The organism is Vibrio diazotrophicus (assembly GCF_038452265.1).
Lineage (GTDB): Bacteria > Pseudomonadota > Gammaproteobacteria > Enterobacterales > Vibrionaceae > Vibrio > Vibrio diazotrophicus.
Window position 1 is genome coordinate 704026 of sequence record NZ_CP151842.1, and the last position, 19930, is coordinate 723955.

21 protein-coding genes are annotated in these 19930 nt (G+C 44.4%); 20 read left to right on the forward strand and 1 reads right to left on the reverse strand.

Going from position 1 to position 19930, the window contains the following annotated elements:
- Positions 1-39: 39 nt before the first annotated feature.
- The 4 genes from tgt (at position 40) to secF (ending at position 4487) form a co-directional block, all read left to right on the forward strand.
- The gene (tgt, locus tag AAGA51_RS03190; protein ID WP_042489645.1) at positions 40-1179 is read left to right on the forward strand and encodes a tRNA guanosine(34) transglycosylase Tgt; all 1140 of its coding nucleotides are present in this window, start codon (positions 40-42) and stop codon (positions 1177-1179) included.
- A 139-nt stretch (positions 1180-1318) separates the two neighbouring features.
- Complete coding sequence (gene yajC, locus AAGA51_RS03195) at positions 1319-1651, forward strand: preprotein translocase subunit YajC (protein ID WP_042489647.1); 333 nt, start codon at positions 1319-1321, stop codon at positions 1649-1651.
- Positions 1652-1671: 20 nt separating this feature from the next.
- Entirely contained in the window at positions 1672-3525 is a 1854-nt protein-coding gene (gene secD / locus AAGA51_RS03200; protein ID WP_081878777.1) for a protein translocase subunit SecD, read from the forward strand.
- Between the two features lie 14 nt (positions 3526-3539).
- Complete coding sequence (gene secF, locus AAGA51_RS03205) at positions 3540-4487, forward strand: protein translocase subunit SecF (RefSeq protein ID WP_042489651.1); 948 nt, start codon at positions 3540-3542, stop codon at positions 4485-4487.
- A 220-nt stretch (positions 4488-4707) separates the two neighbouring features.
- Here secF and suhB read toward each other — a convergent pair whose 3' ends face one another.
- Entirely contained in the window at positions 4708-5511 is an 804-nt protein-coding gene (suhB, locus tag AAGA51_RS03210; RefSeq protein WP_042489653.1) for an inositol-1-monophosphatase, read from the reverse strand.
- A 179-nt stretch (positions 5512-5690) separates the two neighbouring features.
- Between suhB and trmJ the strand changes: the two genes are divergently transcribed.
- From trmJ to AAGA51_RS03290, 16 genes are all read left to right on the forward strand, one after another.
- Positions 5691-6422 carry a tRNA (cytosine(32)/uridine(32)-2'-O)-methyltransferase TrmJ gene (trmJ, locus tag AAGA51_RS03215; protein ID WP_042489655.1) on the forward strand — a complete coding sequence of 244 codons (732 nt, stop codon included), beginning with the start codon at positions 5691-5693 and terminating at the stop codon, positions 6420-6422.
- A 113-nt stretch (positions 6423-6535) separates the two neighbouring features.
- A complete protein-coding gene (gene iscR / locus AAGA51_RS03220) occupies positions 6536-7057 on the forward strand; it encodes a Fe-S cluster assembly transcriptional regulator IscR (protein ID WP_042489657.1) in 522 nt (173 codons plus the stop codon).
- Between the two features lie 31 nt (positions 7058-7088).
- Positions 7089-8303 carry an IscS subfamily cysteine desulfurase gene (locus AAGA51_RS03225; protein ID WP_042489658.1) on the forward strand — a complete coding sequence of 405 codons (1215 nt, stop codon included), beginning with the start codon at positions 7089-7091 and terminating at the stop codon, positions 8301-8303.
- A gap of 36 nt (positions 8304-8339) precedes the next feature.
- The gene (gene iscU / locus AAGA51_RS03230) at positions 8340-8723 is read left to right on the forward strand and encodes a Fe-S cluster assembly scaffold IscU (RefSeq protein WP_042489659.1); all 384 of its coding nucleotides are present in this window, start codon (positions 8340-8342) and stop codon (positions 8721-8723) included.
- A 66-nt stretch (positions 8724-8789) separates the two neighbouring features.
- The gene (gene iscA / locus AAGA51_RS03235; protein WP_042489660.1) at positions 8790-9113 is read left to right on the forward strand and encodes an iron-sulfur cluster assembly protein IscA; all 324 of its coding nucleotides are present in this window, start codon (positions 8790-8792) and stop codon (positions 9111-9113) included.
- A gap of 64 nt (positions 9114-9177) precedes the next feature.
- Positions 9178-9693, forward strand: coding sequence for a co-chaperone HscB (hscB, locus tag AAGA51_RS03240; protein ID WP_042489661.1), 516 nt, complete (start codon positions 9178-9180; stop codon positions 9691-9693).
- A gap of 21 nt (positions 9694-9714) precedes the next feature.
- Positions 9715-11568, forward strand: a complete 1854-nt coding sequence (gene hscA, locus AAGA51_RS03245; RefSeq protein ID WP_042489662.1) for a Fe-S protein assembly chaperone HscA — start codon at positions 9715-9717, stop codon at positions 11566-11568.
- Positions 11569-11582: 14 nt separating this feature from the next.
- On the forward strand, positions 11583-11921 hold the full coding sequence (fdx, locus tag AAGA51_RS03250; RefSeq protein WP_042489664.1) for an ISC system 2Fe-2S type ferredoxin: 339 nt from the start codon (positions 11583-11585) through the stop codon (positions 11919-11921).
- 51 nt (positions 11922-11972) lie between these two features.
- Positions 11973-12167: a Fe-S cluster assembly protein IscX gene (iscX, locus tag AAGA51_RS03255; protein ID WP_042489665.1), complete on the forward strand. Its 195-nt coding sequence runs from the start codon at positions 11973-11975 to the stop codon at positions 12165-12167.
- 163 nt (positions 12168-12330) lie between these two features.
- Positions 12331-13623: an aminopeptidase PepB gene (gene pepB / locus AAGA51_RS03260; RefSeq protein WP_042489667.1), complete on the forward strand. Its 1293-nt coding sequence runs from the start codon at positions 12331-12333 to the stop codon at positions 13621-13623.
- 72 nt (positions 13624-13695) lie between these two features.
- The gene (gene ndk, locus AAGA51_RS03265; protein WP_042489669.1) at positions 13696-14136 is read left to right on the forward strand and encodes a nucleoside-diphosphate kinase; all 441 of its coding nucleotides are present in this window, start codon (positions 13696-13698) and stop codon (positions 14134-14136) included.
- A gap of 250 nt (positions 14137-14386) precedes the next feature.
- On the forward strand, positions 14387-15508 hold the full coding sequence (locus AAGA51_RS03270; protein ID WP_042489672.1) for a bifunctional tRNA (adenosine(37)-C2)-methyltransferase TrmG/ribosomal RNA large subunit methyltransferase RlmN: 1122 nt from the start codon (positions 14387-14389) through the stop codon (positions 15506-15508).
- 316 nt (positions 15509-15824) lie between these two features.
- Positions 15825-16817 (forward strand): cytoskeleton protein RodZ, encoded by a 993-nt coding sequence (gene rodZ, locus AAGA51_RS03275; RefSeq protein WP_042489674.1) that lies wholly within the window; start codon positions 15825-15827, stop codon positions 16815-16817.
- A gap of 8 nt (positions 16818-16825) precedes the next feature.
- A complete protein-coding gene (ispG, locus tag AAGA51_RS03280) occupies positions 16826-17950 on the forward strand; it encodes a flavodoxin-dependent (E)-4-hydroxy-3-methylbut-2-enyl-diphosphate synthase (RefSeq protein ID WP_042489677.1) in 1125 nt (374 codons plus the stop codon).
- A gap of 25 nt (positions 17951-17975) precedes the next feature.
- A complete protein-coding gene (gene hisS / locus AAGA51_RS03285) occupies positions 17976-19244 on the forward strand; it encodes a histidine--tRNA ligase (protein ID WP_042489710.1) in 1269 nt (422 codons plus the stop codon).
- Between the two features lie 64 nt (positions 19245-19308).
- Positions 19309-19923 carry a YfgM family protein gene (locus AAGA51_RS03290; RefSeq protein ID WP_042489679.1) on the forward strand — a complete coding sequence of 205 codons (615 nt, stop codon included), beginning with the start codon at positions 19309-19311 and terminating at the stop codon, positions 19921-19923.
- The last annotated feature ends 7 nt before the right edge of the window (positions 19924-19930 follow it).

A 19930-nucleotide genomic window follows, 5' to 3' on the forward strand; every position in this document is an offset into this window, starting at 1 on the left:
TCAATCCGTCAGACTGTTTCTCTGACATTTGGAGGCTTTGTGAAACTACAATTCAATCTAAAAAAGAAAAATGGCAATGCACGTCGCGGTCAGCTGACTTTTGAACGTGGCACAGTGCAAACGCCAGCGTTTATGCCTGTCGGTACTTACGGTACGGTAAAAGGTATGACACCGGAAGAAGTGGCTGATACTGGCGCACAAATTCTACTGGGTAACACTTTCCACCTTTGGTTACGTCCAGGCCAAGAAGTAATGAAAATGCACGGTGACTTGCATGATTTCATGAACTGGCAAGGTCCAATCTTGACCGATTCAGGCGGTTTCCAAGTGTTCAGCCTTGGTGATATTCGTAAAATCACTGAGGAAGGTGTGCATTTCCGTAACCCAGTAAACGGTGACAAGATTTTCATGGACGCTGAAAAGTCTATGGAGATCCAAAAAGACCTTGGTTCAGACATCGTGATGATTTTCGATGAATGTACGCCATACCCTGCGACTCATGATGAAGCAAAGAAATCAATGGAGATGTCTCTTCGTTGGGCTCAACGTTCTCGCGATCATTTTGACAAGCTTGAAAACCCGAACTCTTTGTTCGGTATCGTTCAAGGTAGCGTATACGAAGACTTACGTGATGTTTCTGTAAAAGGCCTGACTGAAATTGGTTTCGATGGCTACGCTGTTGGTGGTCTTGCGGTTGGTGAACCAAAAGAAGACATGCACCGTATGCTTGAGCACACCTGTCCACAGCTACCGGAAGACAAACCTCGTTACTTAATGGGCGTTGGCAAACCGGAAGATTTAGTAGAAGGTGTACGCCGTGGTATCGATATGTTTGACTGTGTTATGCCAACACGTAACGCGCGTAACGGTCATTTATTCGTGACTGGCGGTGTAATCAAGATTCGCAACGCGGTTCATAAAACGGATACTTCTCCATTAGACCCGCATTGTGATTGTTACACTTGCAAAAATTACTCGAAATCGTATCTTCACCATTTAGATCGTTGTAATGAAATTTTGGGCGCTCGCCTGAATACCATTCATAACTTGCGCTACTACCAACGTTTGATGGAAAGTATCCGTACTGCGATTGATGAAGACCGTTTCGATCAATTTGTAGAAGAGTTCTACGCACGACGCAATCGTGAAGTTCCACCTCTACAAAAAGAGAAAGCTTAATGTTGATGCCAGCATGTGTGCTGGCATTAACGTAATTTCGTGCGCTAAGTTGGATTTATCTCTATTCCTGACTTGAATTCAACGTTGCGCAACCCAATAGATTTCAAACTAGACAAAACAACTTAGAGGACGTTTCTCAATGAGTCTAATTTCTGTAGCACACGCGGCTCCTGCTGGTACTCCAGCTGGTGGTGGTTTTGAAATGCTAATCATGCTTGGCATGTTCGCGGTAATCTTCTACTTCATGATTTACCGCCCACAATCAAAGCGTGTAAAAGAGCATAAAAACCTAATGGCTTCTATGGCTAAAGGTGATGAAGTGCTTACCAGTGGTGGATTAGTAGGTCGCATTACTAAAATTGCAGAAGACAACGATTATGTGTCTATTGCTCTTAATGAGAACAACGAAATCGTTCTTAAAAAAGACTTCATTACAGCAGTATTACCAAAAGGTACGCTGAAATCTCTATAAACAGCTAGAGGATCTTCTCTGTGCTAAACCGTTATCCGTTATGGAAGTACTTGATGGTGGTATTTGTTATTGCCGTCTCTGCTTTGTATGCACTTCCAAATATTTACGGTGAAGATCCAGCTATTCAAATTACAGGGGCGCGTGGCGCCTCTGTAGATCTGTCAACGCTGGATTCTGTCACTCAAGCGCTAGATAAAGCGCAGCTTTCTCATAAATCCATTGGTCTTGAAAATGGATCTATCCTTGTTCGATTTAATGACACAGATACTCAAATCAGCGCGCGCGATGTCGTAAGTGAAGCTCTGGGTAAAGACACGATTGTGGCATTAAACCTAGCAGCATCAACTCCTGATTGGCTTGAAGCAATAGGTGCAGCACCTATGAAGCTTGGTCTCGACCTTCGTGGTGGTGTTCACTTCCTGATGGAAGTAGACATGGATGCCGCGATGGAAAAACTGGTCAGTCAGCAAGAAGAAGCATTCCGCAGTGAACTGCGAGAAGACAAAATTCGCTACCGTGCAATTCGTCCTCTTAAAGATTCAGTAGAAGTGGTGTTACGTGATGCTGAGCAACTTGCTCAAGCAAAAGCCTCTTTAGAAGCAAAACACCGCGATATGACATTCATTGCTTCTGATGAAAGCAATCAATTCGTTCTCAAAGCGCAATTCTCTGAAACTCGTCTGCAAGAAATTCGTAACTACGCTGTTGAACAAAACATCAGCATCCTACGTAACCGTGTAAACGAACTGGGTGTTGCTGAACCGTTGGTACAACGTCAAGGTGCAACTCGCATCGTTGTTGAACTGCCAGGTGTTCAGGATACGGCTCGTGCGAAAGAGATTCTTGGTGCTACTGCGACACTTGAATTCCGTGAAGTGGATGACAAAGCAGATTTAGCAGCAGCGGCTGCGGGTCGTGTACCTGCAGGCAGCGAAGTTAAGTTTGACCGTGAAGGTCGCCCTGCAGTGCTTAAAAAGCGTGTCATTCTTGGTGGTTCAAGTATCACTGATGCAAGCTCAAGCACTGATGAATATGGTCGTCCTCAGGTAAACATCTCACTGGATAGTGAAGGTGGCGCGAAGATGTCAGCGTTCTCTAAAAAGAACATTGGCAAGCTGATGGCTACTGTGTTTGCTGAATACAAAGACAGCGGTCGTAAGACTCCAGAAGGTAAAGTTATCTTAGTTAAGCACGAAGAAGTGGTTAACCAAGCAACGATTCAATCTGCTCTAGGCCGTAGCTTCCGTATTACCGGTATCGATTCAGCGGCTGAAGCTCATAACCTAGCTCTTCTATTACGTGCAGGTGCTCTAATTGCGCCAATCTCGATTGTAGAAGAACGCACCATTGGTCCATCTATGGGTCAACAGAATATCGATATGGGTATTCAAGCGTGTATCTGGGGTATGGTTGCAGTAATGCTGTTTACTCTACTTTACTACCGTAAGTTTGGTTTGATTGCCAACGTCGCACTGTTTGCCAACCTTGTATTGATCATCGGCGTGATGTCTATGATTCCGGGGGCAACAATGACCCTACCAGGTATTGCGGGTATTGTATTAACCGTAGGTATGGCAGTGGATGCGAACGTACTGATCTTTGAACGTATACGTGAAGAGCTGCGTGACGGGCGTAACCCTCAGCAAGCGATTCACCAAGGTTATGCGAACGCGTTCAGTACTATCGCCGATGCGAACATCACCACCTTAATTACTGCAATCATTCTGTTTGCTGTGGGTACGGGGGCGATCAAAGGTTTCGCTGTGACTCTGTCTATCGGTATTCTCACTTCAATGTTTACTGCAATTATCGGCACTCGTTGTATCGTCAACTTGTTGTACGGTGGTAAACGCATTAACAAATTGTCGATCTAAGGGTAGGAATTGGTATGTTTCAAATTCTGAAAACAGATAAATCGATCGACTTTATGCGTTGGTCGAAGTTCGCGTTCATTTTCTCGATACTCATGATCGGAGCTTCGATTTTCACACTATCGACAAAATGGCTGAACTGGGGCTTAGACTTTACGGGCGGTACACTGATCGAGGTGGGTTTTGAACAACCTGTAAACCTTGAAGAGATTCGTTTAGCACTAGAAACGAAAGGCTTTGGTGATGCAACTGTACAGAACTTTGGTTCAGCTAGAGATGTGATGGTTCGTCTTCGCCCACGTGAAAATGTGGCAAGCGAAGCGCTGGGTAACCAAATCTTGGGTGCGATTAAAGAAGGTACGGGTGAATCGGTTGAAATGCGTCGTATCGAGTTCGTTGGTCCTAACGTAGGTGATGAACTGACAGAAGCGGGCGGTTTGGCGATTTTAGTATCGCTACTGTGTATTCTTCTGTATGTGTCTATGCGTTTCGAATGGCGTTTAGCGGCAGGTGCTGTATTGGCACTGGCGCACGACGTGATTATTACGCTTGGTATTTTCTCGCTTATGCAAGTTGAGGTGGACTTAACCATCGTTGCGGCTTTGCTAACGGTAGTCGGTTACTCACTCAACGATACCATCGTTGTATTCGACCGTATTCGAGAGAACTTCCGCAAGATGCGTAAAGGTGAACCTGCTGAAATCATGAACAGTTCAATCACGCAAACATTAAGTCGTACTTTGATTACTTCAGGTACAACCTTGTTTGTGGTTATTGCCTTGTTTACCCAAGGCGGTGCTTTGATTCACGGTTTCGCAATGGCACTTCTACTCGGTATCACAGTCGGTACTTACTCTTCAATCTATGTGGCTTCTGCTCTAGCATTGAAATTAGGTATTACTCGTGAGCACTTACTGACTCCACAAGTGGAGAAAGAAGGTGCCGAATTCGACGAGATGCCATAAGAGATTAGAAAGCCACTGAGTTCAGTGGCTTTTTCTTTTTCTATTCTTCGAGTTTGTCTTTTTACTGAAAGTTGCAAATTAGCTGCAGTGAAAAGGGGATTTGAGTTTCATCAAAGCTGATAATGACTGCTTCTAGCTTTGTATCTTCAGCGACAGTCAGACACAAAAAAGCCCCAACCGTTAGGAAGGGGCTTTCTATTTATCAGCTGTGACGGAGCTGTTATTTCAGAATCGCACTGTTACCGTTTTCACGGATGTGGTTCAGAATAGCTTTCACACCGCGTGGGCTAGAGCCAACGATGTTGCCTGATTTCATGTAATCAGTACCGCCAGCGAAATCTGTTAGGATTGCGCCTGCTTCACGAGCAATCAGTTCACCTGCTGCAAGATCCCAAGGTTTCAAACCAAGTTCAAAGTAGCCGTCAACACGGTTAGATGCTAGGTAACATAGGTCAAGAGCTGCAGAGCCAGTACGACGGAAGTCTGAACATTCAACAAATAGAGACGTCATAATCTTCATGTAAGATTCTGAGTGTTGCTTTTGTTTGAATGGGAAGCCAGTTGCCAAAACGGCACCTTGCAGGTCTTTAATTTGTTTGATACGGATACGACCGCTGTTTAGCTGTGCACCTGAGCCACGTTGAGCTGTGAATAGCTCGTTTAGCATTGGGTTGTAAACACAAGCTACTTCAGTCTTGCCTTTAATACGAACAGCAATTGAAACGCAGAAGTGAGGTAAACCTTTTATAAAGTTTGTCGTGCCATCCAGTGGGTCAATAATCCATTGTACATCCTGATCTTTACCTTCGATCAGACCGCCTTCTTCGGCAATGATGCAGTGCTCTGGGTAAGAGCTTTTAATCGTAGAAACGATAATGTTTTCAGCTTCTTTGTCTACGTTAGTGACAAAGTCGTTCATGCCTTTTTGAGTGGCTTCGATTTTCTCAGGAGTTTCTAGAGATTTAGCAATATGATTGCCTGCCTTTCGCGCAGCGCGAATAGCAATGTTTAGCATAGGATGCATACGGATTTCCCAACGGATGTTAAAGAACGAAAAAGCGGTGCGCAGTATACCAAATGTTTATCAAAATGGAAGTGGTTATTTTTTATTCATTCGGTTCTGAGGGGAGTGAAGCTTCTGACCATTTTACTCAGGTTTATGTTAATATTCTGCGGTTATAAGTTGAGTAGCGTAAATACATCATGTTAAGCAATGTTAAAGTGGTTTTAGTGGGAACCTCTCATTCAGGCAATATCGGCTCTGCAGCACGTGCTATGAAAGTCATGGGTCTCAGCGAAATGGTCTTGGTTGATCCTCAGTGTGAGGTAGATGCTCAAGCTGTTGCATTAGCCGCTGGCGCAAGCGAAATCGCACTCAATGCTCGAATTGTTAATAGTTTAGAAGAAGCTGTAGAAGACTGTGGTTTAGTCGTTGGTTCTAGCGCTCGTTCAAGAACGCTTGAATGGCCAATGCTTGATCCTCGCGAATGCGGTGAGAAGTTTGCTATTGAAGGGCAAAAACATCCGGTTGCTTTGGTCTTTGGACGTGAACGTACAGGGCTAACCAATGAAGAACTGCAAACTTGCCATTACCACGTCTGCATCCCTGCAAATCCTGACTACAGCTCTCTAAATTTAGCCATGGCGGTTCAAACAATATGTTATGAAATCCGCGTTGCGCATTTAAATCAGGTTCAATCTCAATACGCGCCTCAAGCTGAAGAGGAATACCCTCGTCATAAAGAACTGGAAATGTTCTATGAACACCTTGAAAAAGTAATGATTGAAACCCAGTTCATCTCAGAGGCACAACCGGGCCAAGTGATGAACAAACTTCGTCGCCTTTTTAATCGTGCGCGTCCAGAAGCTCAAGAACTCAACATCTTACGTGGCGTTCTTACTGCTGTTGGAAAAAGTCTAGATAATAAAGAATAACCATTTTTAGTTAATGGTTAAATACCTGACTATTTTAGTCAAATAAATACTTGACCATATTAGTCAGGTATGTGAAACTTCTAACCACATAATCAATGTGGATACGGTGTGATATGAGACTTACATCTAAAGGAAGATATGCGGTAACAGCCATGTTAGATGTGGCTCTGCATTCGCAACAAAGCCCAGTACCATTGGCAGATATTTCTGAACGCCAAGGCATCTCGCTTTCATATTTAGAGCAACTGTTTTCGAAATTACGTAAAGCAGGTTTAGTTGCTAGCGTTCGTGGTCCGGGCGGTGGTTATCGCTTAGGTATGAATGGCCACTCGATTTCAATTGGTACAGTGATTGCCGCAGTTGATGAATCCGTTGATGCAACTAAGTGTCACGGAAAAGGTGATTGCCAAGGTGGTACTCGCTGCTTAACACATACACTGTGGCGCGACCTAAGCTCTCGCATCAGTGACTTCCTTAACAACATCACTCTGGGTGAGCTGATGGTTGATAATGAAGTGCTAGAAATTTCAGATCGCCAAGATATCGATCTTGCGGTTAACCACGGGATTGCACACAAAAATTCGAACACAGTCACCATTGGTGCGGCACCCGTAGGTATTAATGTTCGTTCTTAAGAACGACGTTTACATTGCATTGGAGTAGAAAATGAAACTGCCTATTTATTTAGACTATTCAGCAACTTGCCCAGTTGATCCACGTGTTGCTGAAAAGATGGTTCAGTACATGACGATGGATGGTACTTTCGGTAACCCTGCATCTCGTTCTCATCGTTATGGCTGGCAGGCAGAAGAAGCTGTTGATACTGCTCGTGAGCAAATTGCAGAACTATTGAATGCTGACCCTCGTGAAATTATCTTCACTTCAGGCGCAACAGAGTCTAACAACCTAGCGATTAAAGGTGTTGCACACTTTTATCAAAAACAAGGTAAACACATCATTACCTGTAAAACTGAGCACAAAGCTGTACTGGACACTACTCGTCAGTTAGAGCGTGAAGGTTTTGAAGTGACTTATCTTGAGCCAGAAGCAAATGGCCTCATTGATCTACATAAATTAGAAGCAGCAATGCGTGATGACACCATTCTTGTTTCTATCATGCATGTGAACAATGAAATCGGTGTTATTCAAGATATCACTGCTATTGGCGAACTGTGTCGTTCACGTAAAATTGTTTTCCATGTAGACGCAGCGCAATCAGCAGGCAAATTGCCAATCGACGTTCAAGAGATGAAAGTTGACCTTATCTCTATGTCGGCGCACAAAATTTACGGTCCTAAAGGTATTGGTGCTTTATACGTACGTCGTAAACCACGTATTCGTCTTGAAGCGCAAATGCACGGTGGCGGCCACGAGCGTGGTTTCCGCTCAGGAACACTTCCAACTCACCAAATCGTGGGTATGGGTGAAGCATTCCGAATTGCAAAAGAAGAGATGCAACAAGATTTCGACCACGCTAAAAAACTGCGTGATCGTCTACTAGCTGGCATCAAAGATATGGAAGCAGTTTCGATCAACGGTGACCTAGAACAGCGTTTACCGAACAACCTAAACGTGAGCTTTGCTTTCGTTGAAGGTGAATCACTGCTTATGTCTCTGAAAGACCTTGCGGTATCTTCAGGCAGTGCATGTACATCAGCAAGCCTTGAACCATCGTACGTACTACGTGCTCTTGGTCTTAATGATGAATTGGCTCACAGCTCAATTCGTTTCTCATTCGGTCGTTTTACGACAGAAGAAGACATTGATTATGCGATTGAATTGATTCGTGTAGCTGTCAACAAATTACGCGACATGTCGCCACTATGGGATATGTACAAGGAAGGGGTAGATTTGAACACCGTTGAGTGGGCTCATCATTAATCTTTCCAGCGACTTAGAGGATTCGAGGTAACTATCATGGCATATAGTGAAAAAGTAATTGATCATTACGAGAACCCACGTAACGTAGGTTCGTTTGACAAGGAAGATCCATCAGTAGGTAGCGGCATGGTTGGTGCACCTGCATGTGGTGACGTAATGCGTCTACAAATTAAAGTATCTCCTGAAGGCATCATTGAAGATGCAAAATTCAAGACTTACGGATGTGGTAGCGCAATCGCATCAAGCTCGCTTGTAACTGAATGGGTTAAAGGTAAATCAATTGACGAAGCAGCAGCGATCAAAAACGCTGAAATTGCGGAAGAACTAGAGCTACCACCAGTGAAAGTTCACTGCTCAATCTTGGCAGAAGATGCAATCAAAGCCGCTGTTGCGGATTACAAGAAAAAACATCAAGAATAATAAATGATTGGGGAGTAACCCTTTGTTACTCCCACTTTAATTAACAGAAGACCCAAAGGTAGCAGTATGGCCATTACTCTAACTGAATCAGCAGCACACCGAGTTAAAACCTTTTTGGATAACCGAGGAAAAGGTATCGGCTTACGTTTAGGCGTAAGAACGACTGGGTGTTCAGGTATGGCATACGTACTAGAATTCGTTGATGATCTTGAAGACGGTGACCAAGTCTTCGAAGATAACGGTGTGAAAGTTATCATTGATGCGAAAAGCTTGGTTTACTTAGACGGCACAGAGCTGGACTACAAAAAAGAAGGCTTGAATGAAGGCTTTGAATTCAACAACCCAAATGTCAAAGGCGAATGTGGTTGTGGTGAAAGCTTCAACGTCTAAGAGTTCTCTGAATTTAGGGTGAGCAAACGTTCATCCTAAATCGAATTAAAGGACCGATATCTACATGAATTATTTCGAATTATTTGGGCTACCAACTCAGTTTCAACTGGATGGTAGCCTTCTTTCTTCTCAGTTCCGTGAGTTGCAAAAGCGTTTTCATCCAGATAACTTTGCCACGGCTTCTGAGCGTGATCGACTGATGTCGGTACAAAAAACGGCAGAGATTAACGATGCCAATCAAATTTTAAAAAGCCCAATCTCTCGCGCAGAATACCTGCTGTCACTTAACGGCGTTGAACTCCGAGGTGAGCAGCAAACTCTTCAAGATCCAATGTTCCTGATGGAACAGATGGAACTGCGTGAAGAACTAGAAGCAATTACCGACAGCTCTGATGCGGAAAGTGCGCTGTTCGACTTTGATAGTAAAGTCGAGAAAATGTATAAACAGCACTTAATTCAAGTAGAGCAAGAGCTAAACAGTGAGCAGTGGAATACCGCAGCAGACACTGTTCGTAAGCTCAAATTTATTGCCAAATTAAAAAATGAAATAGAACGAGTCGAAGACAAACTCCTCGGCTAATTCTAAAAAAAGGACCCATAGATGGCATTACTTCAAATTGCAGAACCGGGTCAAAGTTCTGCACCGCACCAGCATAAACTGGCTGCAGGCATTGATTTAGGAACCACCAACTCGTTAGTGGCTTCAGTGAGAAGCGGCACGGCAACCACTTTAGTTGATGAGCAAGGACGAAGCATCCTGCCTTCCGTTGTGTCTTATTCCCAAGAAGAAAAAGTGGTCGGCTATGACGCTCATGACAACGCGCAAGCTGATCCTGCTAATACCATTATTTCGGTAAAGAGACTTGTTGGTCGTTCATTAACTGATATTCAGTCTCGTTACCCAAATCTGCCGTATCAATTTAAAGCCAGTGAAAACGGTTTGCCGATCATGCAAACATCTCACGGTGACAAAAACCCGATTCAAGTGTCTGCAGACATTTTGAGAACGCTAGGCCAAAGAGCTGAAAACACATTAGGCGGCGAATTGGCAGGCGTGGTTATCACTGTTCCTGCTTACTTTGATGATGCTCAACGAGTCGCAACCAAAGATGCAGCGGCTCTTGCCGGATTACACGTATTACGTCTACTCAATGAACCAACGGCCGCAGCCATTGCTTACGGTCTGGATTCCGCTCAGGAAGGTGTGATTGCGGTTTATGACTTAGGTGGCGGTACGTTCGATATTTCTATTTTACGTCTGTCAAAAGGCGTATTTGAAGTGCTCGCAACAGGTGGTGATTCAGCATTGGGCGGCGACGATTTCGACCATCTGATAGCCGAATACCTGCAACAGCAAATGGGTATTGAAGGCCAGTTAAGTTCAAGCAAACACCGTGAGCTATTAAACGCAGCAACGGCTGCGAAAATTGCACTGTCAGATAACGACCAAGTCGACGTTAATGTCCTTGATTGGTCTGGCGTGCTAACCAAACAACAATTCAATGAACTGATCCAGCCACTAGTGAAAAAGACGCTAATGTCTTGTCGCCGCGCGCTGAAAGACGCGCAGATTTCGGCAGATGAAGTATTGGAAGTGGTCATGGTTGGTGGCTCCACTCGTACTCCATACGTGCGTGAGCAAGTGGGTGAGTTCTTTGGGCGTACACCTTTAACCAGTATCAACCCTGATGAAGTGGTGGCTATTGGTGCTGCGATTCAAGCAGATGTTCTGGCTGGCAATAAGCCTGATTCTGAAATGCTATTGTTGGATGTGATTCCGCTGTCTCTGGGTATTGAAACCATGGGTGGCCTAGTGGAAAAAATTATTCCACGTAACACCACGATCCCTGTGGCAAGAGCACAAGAGTTCACCACCTTCAAAGATGGTCAAACAGCGATGAGTGTCCACGTTGTTCAGGGTGAGCGTGAATTAGTGGATGACTGTCGTTCACTGGCGCGTTTTTCACTCAAAGGTATTCCGCCAATGGCCGCTGGTGCTGCACATGTTCGCGTGACTTACCAAGTAGATGCGGATGGTCTGCTATCCGTAACCGCAATGGAAAAGAGCACTGGCGTCCAAGCCGAAATTCAGGTTAAACCGTCTTACGGTTTAAGCGATGATGAAGTTGCTCAAATGCTGCGTGATTCTATGGCTTATGCTAAAGAAGACATGCAAGCAAGAGCCTTGATGGAACAGCGTGTTGAAGCTGATCGTGTCATCGAAGGTCTGATTGCAGCAATGCAGGCAGATGGTGACGAATTACTGGGCCAAGATGAGCGCCAGCTTTTAGTTAATGCTATTGAATCACTGATCGAATTACGCAACGGTGATGATGCAGATGCTATTGAGCAAGGAATAAAAGATACCGATAAAGCGAGCCAAGATTTTGCGTCGCGCCGTATGGATAAATCTATTCGTGCCGCATTGGCTGGTCATTCAGTTGACGAGATTTAAAGAGAAGACAAAAAATGCCTAAGATTATTGTTTTACCCCATGAAACACTTTGCCCGGAAGGTGCGGTATTAGAAGCGCAACCTGGCGAAACGATTCTTGATGTGGCGTTGAAAAACGGTATCGGAATTGAGCATGCGTGTGAGAAATCCTGTGCATGTACCACTTGTCACTGCATTGTCCGTGAAGGTTTTGACTCGCTAGAAGAGAGTGATGAACTCGAAGATGACATGCTAGATAAAGCATGGGGCTTAGAGCCTGAATCTCGTTTGAGCTGTCAGGCAAAAGTCGCGGATGAAGATTTGGTTGTTGAAATTCCAAAATACACTTTGAATCACGCATCTGAAGATCACTAATTATCACTTCGGCTTGATTCAAGCCTGAGTATATGACACTGGAATAACATTATGAAATGGACAGATTCACGCGATATCGCGATTGAACTTTGCGAAAAGTATCCTGATATTGAACCGCAAAACGTACGTTTTACTGATTTACATCAGTGGATATTGGACCTTGAAGATTTTGACGATGAGCCTAATCACTCGAACGAAAAAATCCTTGAAGCGATCATTATGTGCTGGATGGATGAGCGCGATTAAATTCGCTAACCTAGCCTCGCTAAGTTAACAGTTTTAATAAAAAAGCGGGCCTAGTTGCCCGTTTTTTTATCAAGTTGATATTTTTAACTGACAAAATGCTAACATCCCCGAGTTATTAAAGAGATGTGGCGAAGAGACGCCATTACTAAGACAAGGAGAAACCATGTCTACACAAATGTCTGTATTTATTAGCCTGGAAGCTGCCCAGCCTCAGTGGGGAGAAAAGGCGTTATTATCATTTTCTGAGCAAGGAACAACGATTCACCTTACTCAATCTCACGATTTAGGTGCGATTCAACGCGCTGCTCGTAAACTGGATACTCAAGGTTTGCGTTCTGTATCTCTAGAAGGCGAAGGTTGGGATCTCGAATCTATTTGGGCTTTCTATCAAGGCTACCGTGAAGCGAAGAAGAGAAACACGGTTGAGTGGAAACCGCTAGAGCAAGAAGCACAAGCAGAACTAGAAGCTCGTATTAAAACCACAGATTGGGTTCGCGACATTATTAACAAGAGTGCCGAAGAAGTGGCACCTCGTCAGCTTGCGACTATGGCGGCTGAGTTCGTGAAATCTCTGGCTCCTGAACAAGTTTCTTACCGTATCGTAAAAGACAAAGATCTTTTAGCTGAAGGTTGGGAAGGCATTTTCGCCGTTGGTCGTGGTTCAGATCGCACCTCAGCAATGCTACAACTCGACTTCAACCCAACAGGAAAAGAAGACGCACCCGTGTTCGCATGTTTAGTTGGTAAAGGTATTACTTTCGATTCCGGTGGTTACAGCCTAAAAGCATCTGGCATGATGTCTGCGATGAAAGCAGATATGGGCGGTGCAGGCATGATTACTGGTGCGCTGGCACTTTCAATTCTTCGCGGTTTAAATAAGCGCGTGAAATTGATTCTATGCTGTGCTGAAAACATGGTTTCAGGTCGTGCTCTTAAGCTGGGTGATATCATCACTTACAAGAACGGTAAAACAGTAGAAATCATGAATACTGACGCGGAAGGCCGCTTGGTATTGGCTGACGGTCTGATGTTCGCCAGTGAGCAAAAACCTGAGCTGATTATTGACTGCGCAACGCTAACTGGCGCAGCAAAAAATGCATTAGGCAATGATTTCCATGCGCTGATGAGCTTTGATGACGAGTTGTCACACCAAGCTCTGACAGCGGCTAAAGAAGAACATGAAGGTCTATGGCCACTTCCGCTGATGGATTTCCATCGTGAAATGCTGCCTTCACCTTTCGCTGATCTATCTAACATTAGCTCTGGTGATTACTCGCCGGGCGCAAGTACTGCGGCTGCATTCTTGTCTTACTTCGTTGAAGACCACAAGAAAGGCTGGCTACACTTTGACTGTGCGGGTACTTACCGTAAGTCTCCAAGTGATAAATGGGCTGCAGGTGCAACGGGCATGGGCGTAAGAACCATCTCTCGCGTACTAATGGATCAAGCTAAGTAATCGAAGTAATTAAAGGTGGCCTAAGAGCCGCCTTTTTAAAATAAAACGACAAGTAAAGTAAAAGGACATCTTATGGCCCTAGAAAGAACATTTTCTATCATTAAGCCTGACGCCGTGGAACGTGATCTAATCGGTGAGATTTATCATCGTATTGAAAAGGCTGGACTACGCATTATCGCAGCGAAAATGCTTCGTCTGACTGATGAACAAGCAAGCGGCTTTTACGCGGAACACGAAGGAAAGCCATTCTTTGAACCGCTAAAAGAGTTTATGACTTCTGGCCCAATTATGGTTCAAGTTCTTGAAGGTGAAGATGCAATTACGCGTTACCGTGAGCTGATGGGCAAGACTAATCCTGAAGAAGCTGCATGTGGCACTATCCGTGCTGACTATGCACTCAGCATGCGTCATAACTCAGTACACGGCAGTGATAGCCCTGAGTCTGCTGCACGCGAGATTGAATTCTTTTTCCCTGAATCAGAAATCTGTCCTCGCTCAGAAGCTGTAGTTTAATTTTAAGGAGCTCCCGAAAGGGAGCTTTTTTGTACCCGCCAGATACTTCTCGCAACACTGAAATCTCTGTTTTTTAGCAACTTCACTTAGTACTCGAAGCCTGTTTGCTATTTTTTTAATTTGCTGTTTATTTTTTATTCAATGGCTTGTAAATACCCTAGTAAACTCATGGTATTGCAGCCCTTGTCGTTATTGCCTAAAGGCTGTACAATTCGCGCCCTTAATTATAGTTCCATCTTTGAGAGGCTACATGACCACACAAAAAGTCAATTTACTTGATTTTGATCGCAAGGCTATGCGTTCATTTTTCGCTGATGAACTGGGTGAAAAAGCATTCCGTGCAGATCAGGTGATGAAGTGGATTTACCATTTTGGTTGTGACGACTTCGACAAGATGACCAATATTAATAAGCAGCTGCGCGAAAAACTGATTCAAAAGTGTGAAATTCGTGCACCGTACGTTTCTGAAGCTCAACACTCCAGTGATGGCACCATCAAGTGGGCTATGAAAGTGGGTGATCAGGACGTAGAAACGGTTTATATCCCAGAAGAAGATCGTGCAACGCTTTGCGTCTCTTCTCAGGTAGGTTGTGCGCTTGAATGTAAATTCTGTTCTACAGCCCAACAAGGTTTTAACCGTAACTTACGCGTATCTGAAATTATCGGTCAGGTATGGCGTGCAGCGCGCGAAATTGGCTTAGAAAAAGAAACAGGCCGTCGTCCTATTACTAACGTTGTAATGATGGGCATGGGTGAGCCACTTCTGAATATGAAGAACTTGATTCCAGCACTAGAAATCATGCTGGATGATCTCGGTTTTGGTCTTTCTAAGCGCCGTGTAACGGTTTCTACTTCTGGCGTAGTATCCGGCTTAGACCAAATGACGGGGCAAATTGACGTTGCTTTAGCGATTTCACTTCACGCGCCGAACGATAAGCTGCGCAGTGAAATTATGCCGATCAATGATCGTTGGGATATTCAAGATTTCCTAGCGTCTGTTCGTCGCTATATTGCTTCATCAAATGCAAACCGTGGCAAAGTGACGGTTGAGTATGTACTTCTCGATCATGTGAACGACGGTACAGAGCATGCTCACGAACTGGCGCAACTAATGAAAGACACACCTTGTAAGATCAACTTGATTCCGTTTAACCCATATCCGGGTTCACCATACAAGAAACCAAGTAACTCACGAATTGATCGTTTCCAGAAAACTCTGATGCAATACGAACATACTGTAACGATCCGTAAAACACGTGGTGATGATATTGATGCAGCGTGTGGTCAGTTGGTCGGTGATGTTATTGACCGTACCAAACGTACTAAAATCAAGCAGGTGGATGAGCAAGCTATCCCTGTAAAACAGATTTAGTTAAAAATATTAGTAAGCCAGAGTGAACTCTGGCTTACTTACTTTTGGAATTAATCCTACAAATTATGTCTTTTTGATGTCAGTTTAAGCAAAAACCTTGACGTGTCTGTAATTTCTTTTCCAAATGCTTGTTGTTTACAGGCTAATATCTATTAGAATGTTTCACTATTATCAAAAGTAAATGCGAATTACTGGCGATATCAACATAAATGAATTTTCACCTGTTGAAGTCATCGACATTGATTGCTACTAACAAATCAATAATAAAAGCGACGAAGCGATACTTGAGCACAAAAACACGAGACAGACATCGCGGATGAATACTGAACATACAGAACAAGAAAACCCAATCGTCGAAGAAACATCAACTGTAGAACAAGAAGCAGCATTTGTAGAACCAGGAACCCTGTTAAGAGAAAAGCGCGAAGCTTTAGGGTTAACACAACAACAAGTCGCTGATCGTTTGAGATTGCGTTTATCCATTGTTCAAAACTTAGAAGCCAACAACTTTGAATCTGATTTAGTCGCTACCTTTATTCGCGGCTATTTGCGTTCTTACGCCAAAGCGGTTGGATTAAAAGAATCTGAAATTTTGCAAGCTTATGAGAAAAGCACAGCTTCGGAACCTCAAGAGCAAACCATGCAAAGCTTCTCAAAGAAAACCAAGCGTGCCAAACACGATAGCCATATTATGACTATTACTTGGGTTATCTTGGTGATTCTTATCGGTATGTCATCACTTTGGTGGTGGCAGAACCACAGAGACAGTGGATTCGAAGCGGATAAAGATGCTGAAGTTTCAGCGGTTTTGAGCAATGAGTCATCATTGCAGGATTCGCGTAACGATCAAGAGTTTGCAACGGTCAGCGAATTAACCGAAGAATCAGGTGAAGAGCCTGTTGAACCAACGTCACCTGCTGATGAAGTTCAAGCGGTAGAACAGAGTGAAGAACCAGTAGTTGAAGACGTTGAGCCTGCGATTAGCGAACAAGCGCCTGTTGCAGTGGAAGAAGAACCGATGGTTGTTGAAGAGCCAGTTGTTGAGACGCCTGTTGTAGAACAAGCCGATGCAAGCAACTTGCTAACACTTTCTTTCTCAGCGGATTGCTGGATTCAAGTTAAAGATGCGACGGGTAAAACCTTGTCGACTGGCATTAAACAAGCGGGTCAGACACTGAATTTACGCGGACAAAAACCTCTACAAGTGATTCTTGGCGCTCCAGAGAGCGTATCAATGACATTTGCAAGTGAACCTGTAGACCTTTCTGGGTATACTTCAGGCAAAGTAGCAAGACTCACCTTACCTTAGACAATACTATGCAACACGAATCTCCGATCAAACGTCGTCCTTCTACACGTATTTATGTAGGGGATGTGCCAATTGGCGATGGTGCGCCAATTGCTGTGCAATCAATGACCAATACAAGAACGACTGACGTGGAAGCGACAGTCGCTCAGATCAAAGCTCTGGAAAATGTCGGTGCAGATATCGTTCGCGTATCTGTTCCTACTATGGACGCCGCAGAAGCTTTCAAGCTCATCAAACAGCAAGTATCAGTGCCGCTCGTTGCGGATATTCATTTTGACTATCGTATCGCATTGAAAGTGGCAGAGTACGGTGTTGACTGTTTACGTATCAACCCAGGCAACATTGGTAACGAATCTCGCATCCGTTCTGTTGTTGACTGCGCGCGTGATAAAAATATCCCGATTCGTATCGGTGTAAACGGCGGATCATTAGAAAAAGATCTGCAAATGAAATATGGCGAGCCAACCCCAGAAGCATTGGTGGAATCGGCGATGCGCCATGTGGATATTCTTGATCGTCTGAACTTTGATAAGTTTAAAGTCAGTGTGAAAGCATCCGATGTGTTCCTTGCGGTGGATTCCTACCGCTTGCTGGCGAAGAAAATCGACCAGCCATTGCACTTAGGTATTACTGAAGCGGGCGGCGCTCGTGCCGGTTCAGTGAAGTCTGCGGTTGGCTTAGGCATGCTGTTGGCGGAAGGTATCGGTGATACTTTGCGTATCTCTTTGGCTGCCAATCCGGTTGAAGAAATTAAAGTCGGTTTCGATATTTTGAAATCACTGCGTATCCGTTCTCGCGGAATTAACTTTATCGCTTGCCCGAGCTGCTCTCGTCAAGAGTTTGATGTTATTTCTACTGTGAACGAGCTGGAACAACGGTTGGAAGATATTTTGACGCCAATGGATGTTTCAATTATTGGCTGCGTAGTAAATGGCCCGGGCGAAGCGGAAGCTTCCCATTTAGGTCTGGCAGGCAGCAATAAGAAAAGCGCATTTTATGAAGACGGCGTTCGTCAAAAAGAACGTTTTGACAACGACGATCTAGTTGCTCAGCTTGAAGCGAAAATTCGCGCCAAAGCATCAATGTTAGATGAGAAGAGTCGCATCAACATTCAGCAACTTGAACAAGATTAATCTAAACGATATTACGGTAACTATTTTGGCAAAGACTATTCAAGCAATCCGAGGCATGAACGACTGTCTCCCAACTCAGTCTCCACTTTGGCAAAAAGTGGAAGGCACGGTAAAAAACGTAATTAGTGCTTACGGCTATAACGAAGTTCGTATGCCTATCGTTGAGATGACACATCTATTTAGCCGTGCGATTGGTGAAGTCACTGACGTTGTTGAAAAAGAGATGTACACCTTTGAAGACCGTAACGGTGATAGCTTAACGCTACGCCCAGAAGGTACTGCGGGTTGTGTACGTTCTGGTATCGAAAATGGTCTGTTGTACAACCAAGAACAACGTCTGTGGTACATGGGCCCAATGTTCCGTCATGAACGCCCTCAGAAAGGTCGCTACCGTCAGTTCCACCAATGTGGTGTGGAAGTATTTGGTCTTGATGGCCCTGATGTCGATGCTGAACTGATCATGATGACGGCTCGTATGTGGCGTGAGCTTGGCATTTCTGAACATGTACGTCTTGAACTGAACTCAATCGGTTCACTTGACGCGCGTGCGAACTACCGTACCGCTTTAATTGAGTATTTAGAGCAGTATATGGATGTACTGGATGATGACTCTAAGCGTCGTCTATACACCAACCCTCTGCGCGTACTGGATACTAAAAACCCAGATGTTCAAGCCGTATTAGGTGACGCACCTAAGCTGTCTGACTACCTAGATGAAGAGTCAAAACAACATTTTGCAGGTTTATGTGAACTTCTTGATGTTGCTGGTATCGAATATACGGTTAACGAGCGTTTAGTTCGTGGTCTGGATTACTACAACCGTACTGTATTTGAGTGGATCACTGAAAGTCTTGGTTCACAAGGTACCGTATGTGGCGGTGGTCGCTACGATGGTCTTGTTGAGCAGTTGGGTGGAAAACCAACCCCAGCTGTAGGCTTTGCTATGGGTCTAGAACGTTTAGTGTTGATGATGGAAACATTAGGCAACACAGATGTTCGTCGCAGCGTTGATGTTTACGTGGTGACGGCTGGCGAAGGTACTCTGTCAGCGGGAATGAAGCTTGCTGAATTAATTCGTGAGCAGGTTCCAGGTCTTCGTGTTATGACACACTTCGGCGGCGGAAACTTTAAGAAACAGTTTAAGCGTGCGGACAAAGTTGGTGCTGCGATAGCATTAGTTTTGGGTGAAGACGAAGTTGCGGGTAACACTGTGGTTGTAAAAGACTTAGCAGGCGGCGAGCAAGAAACAATTTCTCAAGCAGAGATCGCGAGCAAGCTGGCTCATCTGATCTAATAGCGCATTTTTAGAGATACATTATGCCAATGCTCGTCATTGGCATTAATAAAGAGGATAGGAAGTGGAACTCTACGATACTGAAGAACAACAAGTAGAAGCGATCAAAGATTGGTGGAAGGAAAATGGCAAAGCCGTAATGTTAGGTGCTGCCATTGGCTTAGGTGGTCTTTTTGGTTGGCGTTTTTATCAAGATAGCGTAACCGAAGCGAAAGAGGCTGCTTCAGAAGCTTATACTCAAGCAATCCAGTCTCTATCCTCTAAAGGCATTGATGCGAGTGGTGATGTTCAAAGCTTTATTGATGGCAATAAAGACACTGAGTATTCAGTGCTTGCAGCAATGCAACTTGCAAAAGTTCAAATTGAAGCAGGTAATTTAGACGAAGCTTTAGCACAACTTGAGTGGGCGAAAAGCACGACTAAAGATGCGGCTTTAAAACCAGTGATTACTTTACGCGTTGCTCGAGTTCAGGCTGAGCAAGGTGATTTTGATGCTGCATTAGCTGAGCTGAACAATATTACAGAAGAAGGTTGGGCAGGCCGAGTGGCTGAATTGCGCGGTGATATTTCTCTGCGTAAGGGCGACACTGCTGCTGCTTATGCCGCTTACACTGAAGCGCAACAAGCGACGGATGCAAGCCAAACGTTGCAAATTAAACTGGACGACCTAGCCAAGTAAGGGCACA

What these genes read in the sequence shown, in the direction of transcription:
- iscA (WP_042489660.1), top strand. Translation starts at nt 8,790, where the DNA reads ATGGCCATTACTCTAACTGAATCAGCAGCACACCGAGTTAAAACCTTT.
- hscA (WP_042489662.1), top strand. Translation starts at nt 9,715, where the DNA reads ATGGCATTACTTCAAATTGCAGAACCGGGTCAAAGTTCTGCACCGCAC.
- suhB (WP_042489653.1), bottom strand. Translation starts at nt 5,511, where the DNA reads ATGCATCCTATGCTAAACATTGCTATTCGCGCTGCGCGAAAGGCAGGC.
- iscU (WP_042489659.1), top strand. Translation starts at nt 8,340, where the DNA reads ATGGCATATAGTGAAAAAGTAATTGATCATTACGAGAACCCACGTAAC.
- yajC (WP_042489647.1), top strand. Translation starts at nt 1,319, where the DNA reads ATGAGTCTAATTTCTGTAGCACACGCGGCTCCTGCTGGTACTCCAGCT.
- fdx (WP_042489664.1), top strand. Translation starts at nt 11,583, where the DNA reads ATGCCTAAGATTATTGTTTTACCCCATGAAACACTTTGCCCGGAAGGT.
- iscX (WP_042489665.1), top strand. Translation starts at nt 11,973, where the DNA reads ATGAAATGGACAGATTCACGCGATATCGCGATTGAACTTTGCGAAAAG.
- AAGA51_RS03225 (WP_042489658.1), top strand. Translation starts at nt 7,089, where the DNA reads ATGAAACTGCCTATTTATTTAGACTATTCAGCAACTTGCCCAGTTGAT.
- ndk (WP_042489669.1), top strand. Translation starts at nt 13,696, where the DNA reads ATGGCCCTAGAAAGAACATTTTCTATCATTAAGCCTGACGCCGTGGAA.
- ispG (WP_042489677.1), top strand. Translation starts at nt 16,826, where the DNA reads ATGCAACACGAATCTCCGATCAAACGTCGTCCTTCTACACGTATTTAT.
- rodZ (WP_042489674.1), top strand. Translation starts at nt 15,825, where the DNA reads ATGAATACTGAACATACAGAACAAGAAAACCCAATCGTCGAAGAAACA.
- pepB (WP_042489667.1), top strand. Translation starts at nt 12,331, where the DNA reads ATGTCTACACAAATGTCTGTATTTATTAGCCTGGAAGCTGCCCAGCCT.
- iscR (WP_042489657.1), top strand. Translation starts at nt 6,536, where the DNA reads ATGAGACTTACATCTAAAGGAAGATATGCGGTAACAGCCATGTTAGAT.
- secF (WP_042489651.1), top strand. Translation starts at nt 3,540, where the DNA reads ATGTTTCAAATTCTGAAAACAGATAAATCGATCGACTTTATGCGTTGG.
- hscB (WP_042489661.1), top strand. Translation starts at nt 9,178, where the DNA reads ATGAATTATTTCGAATTATTTGGGCTACCAACTCAGTTTCAACTGGAT.
- AAGA51_RS03270 (WP_042489672.1), top strand. Translation starts at nt 14,387, where the DNA reads ATGACCACACAAAAAGTCAATTTACTTGATTTTGATCGCAAGGCTATG.
- trmJ (WP_042489655.1), top strand. Translation starts at nt 5,691, where the DNA reads ATGTTAAGCAATGTTAAAGTGGTTTTAGTGGGAACCTCTCATTCAGGC.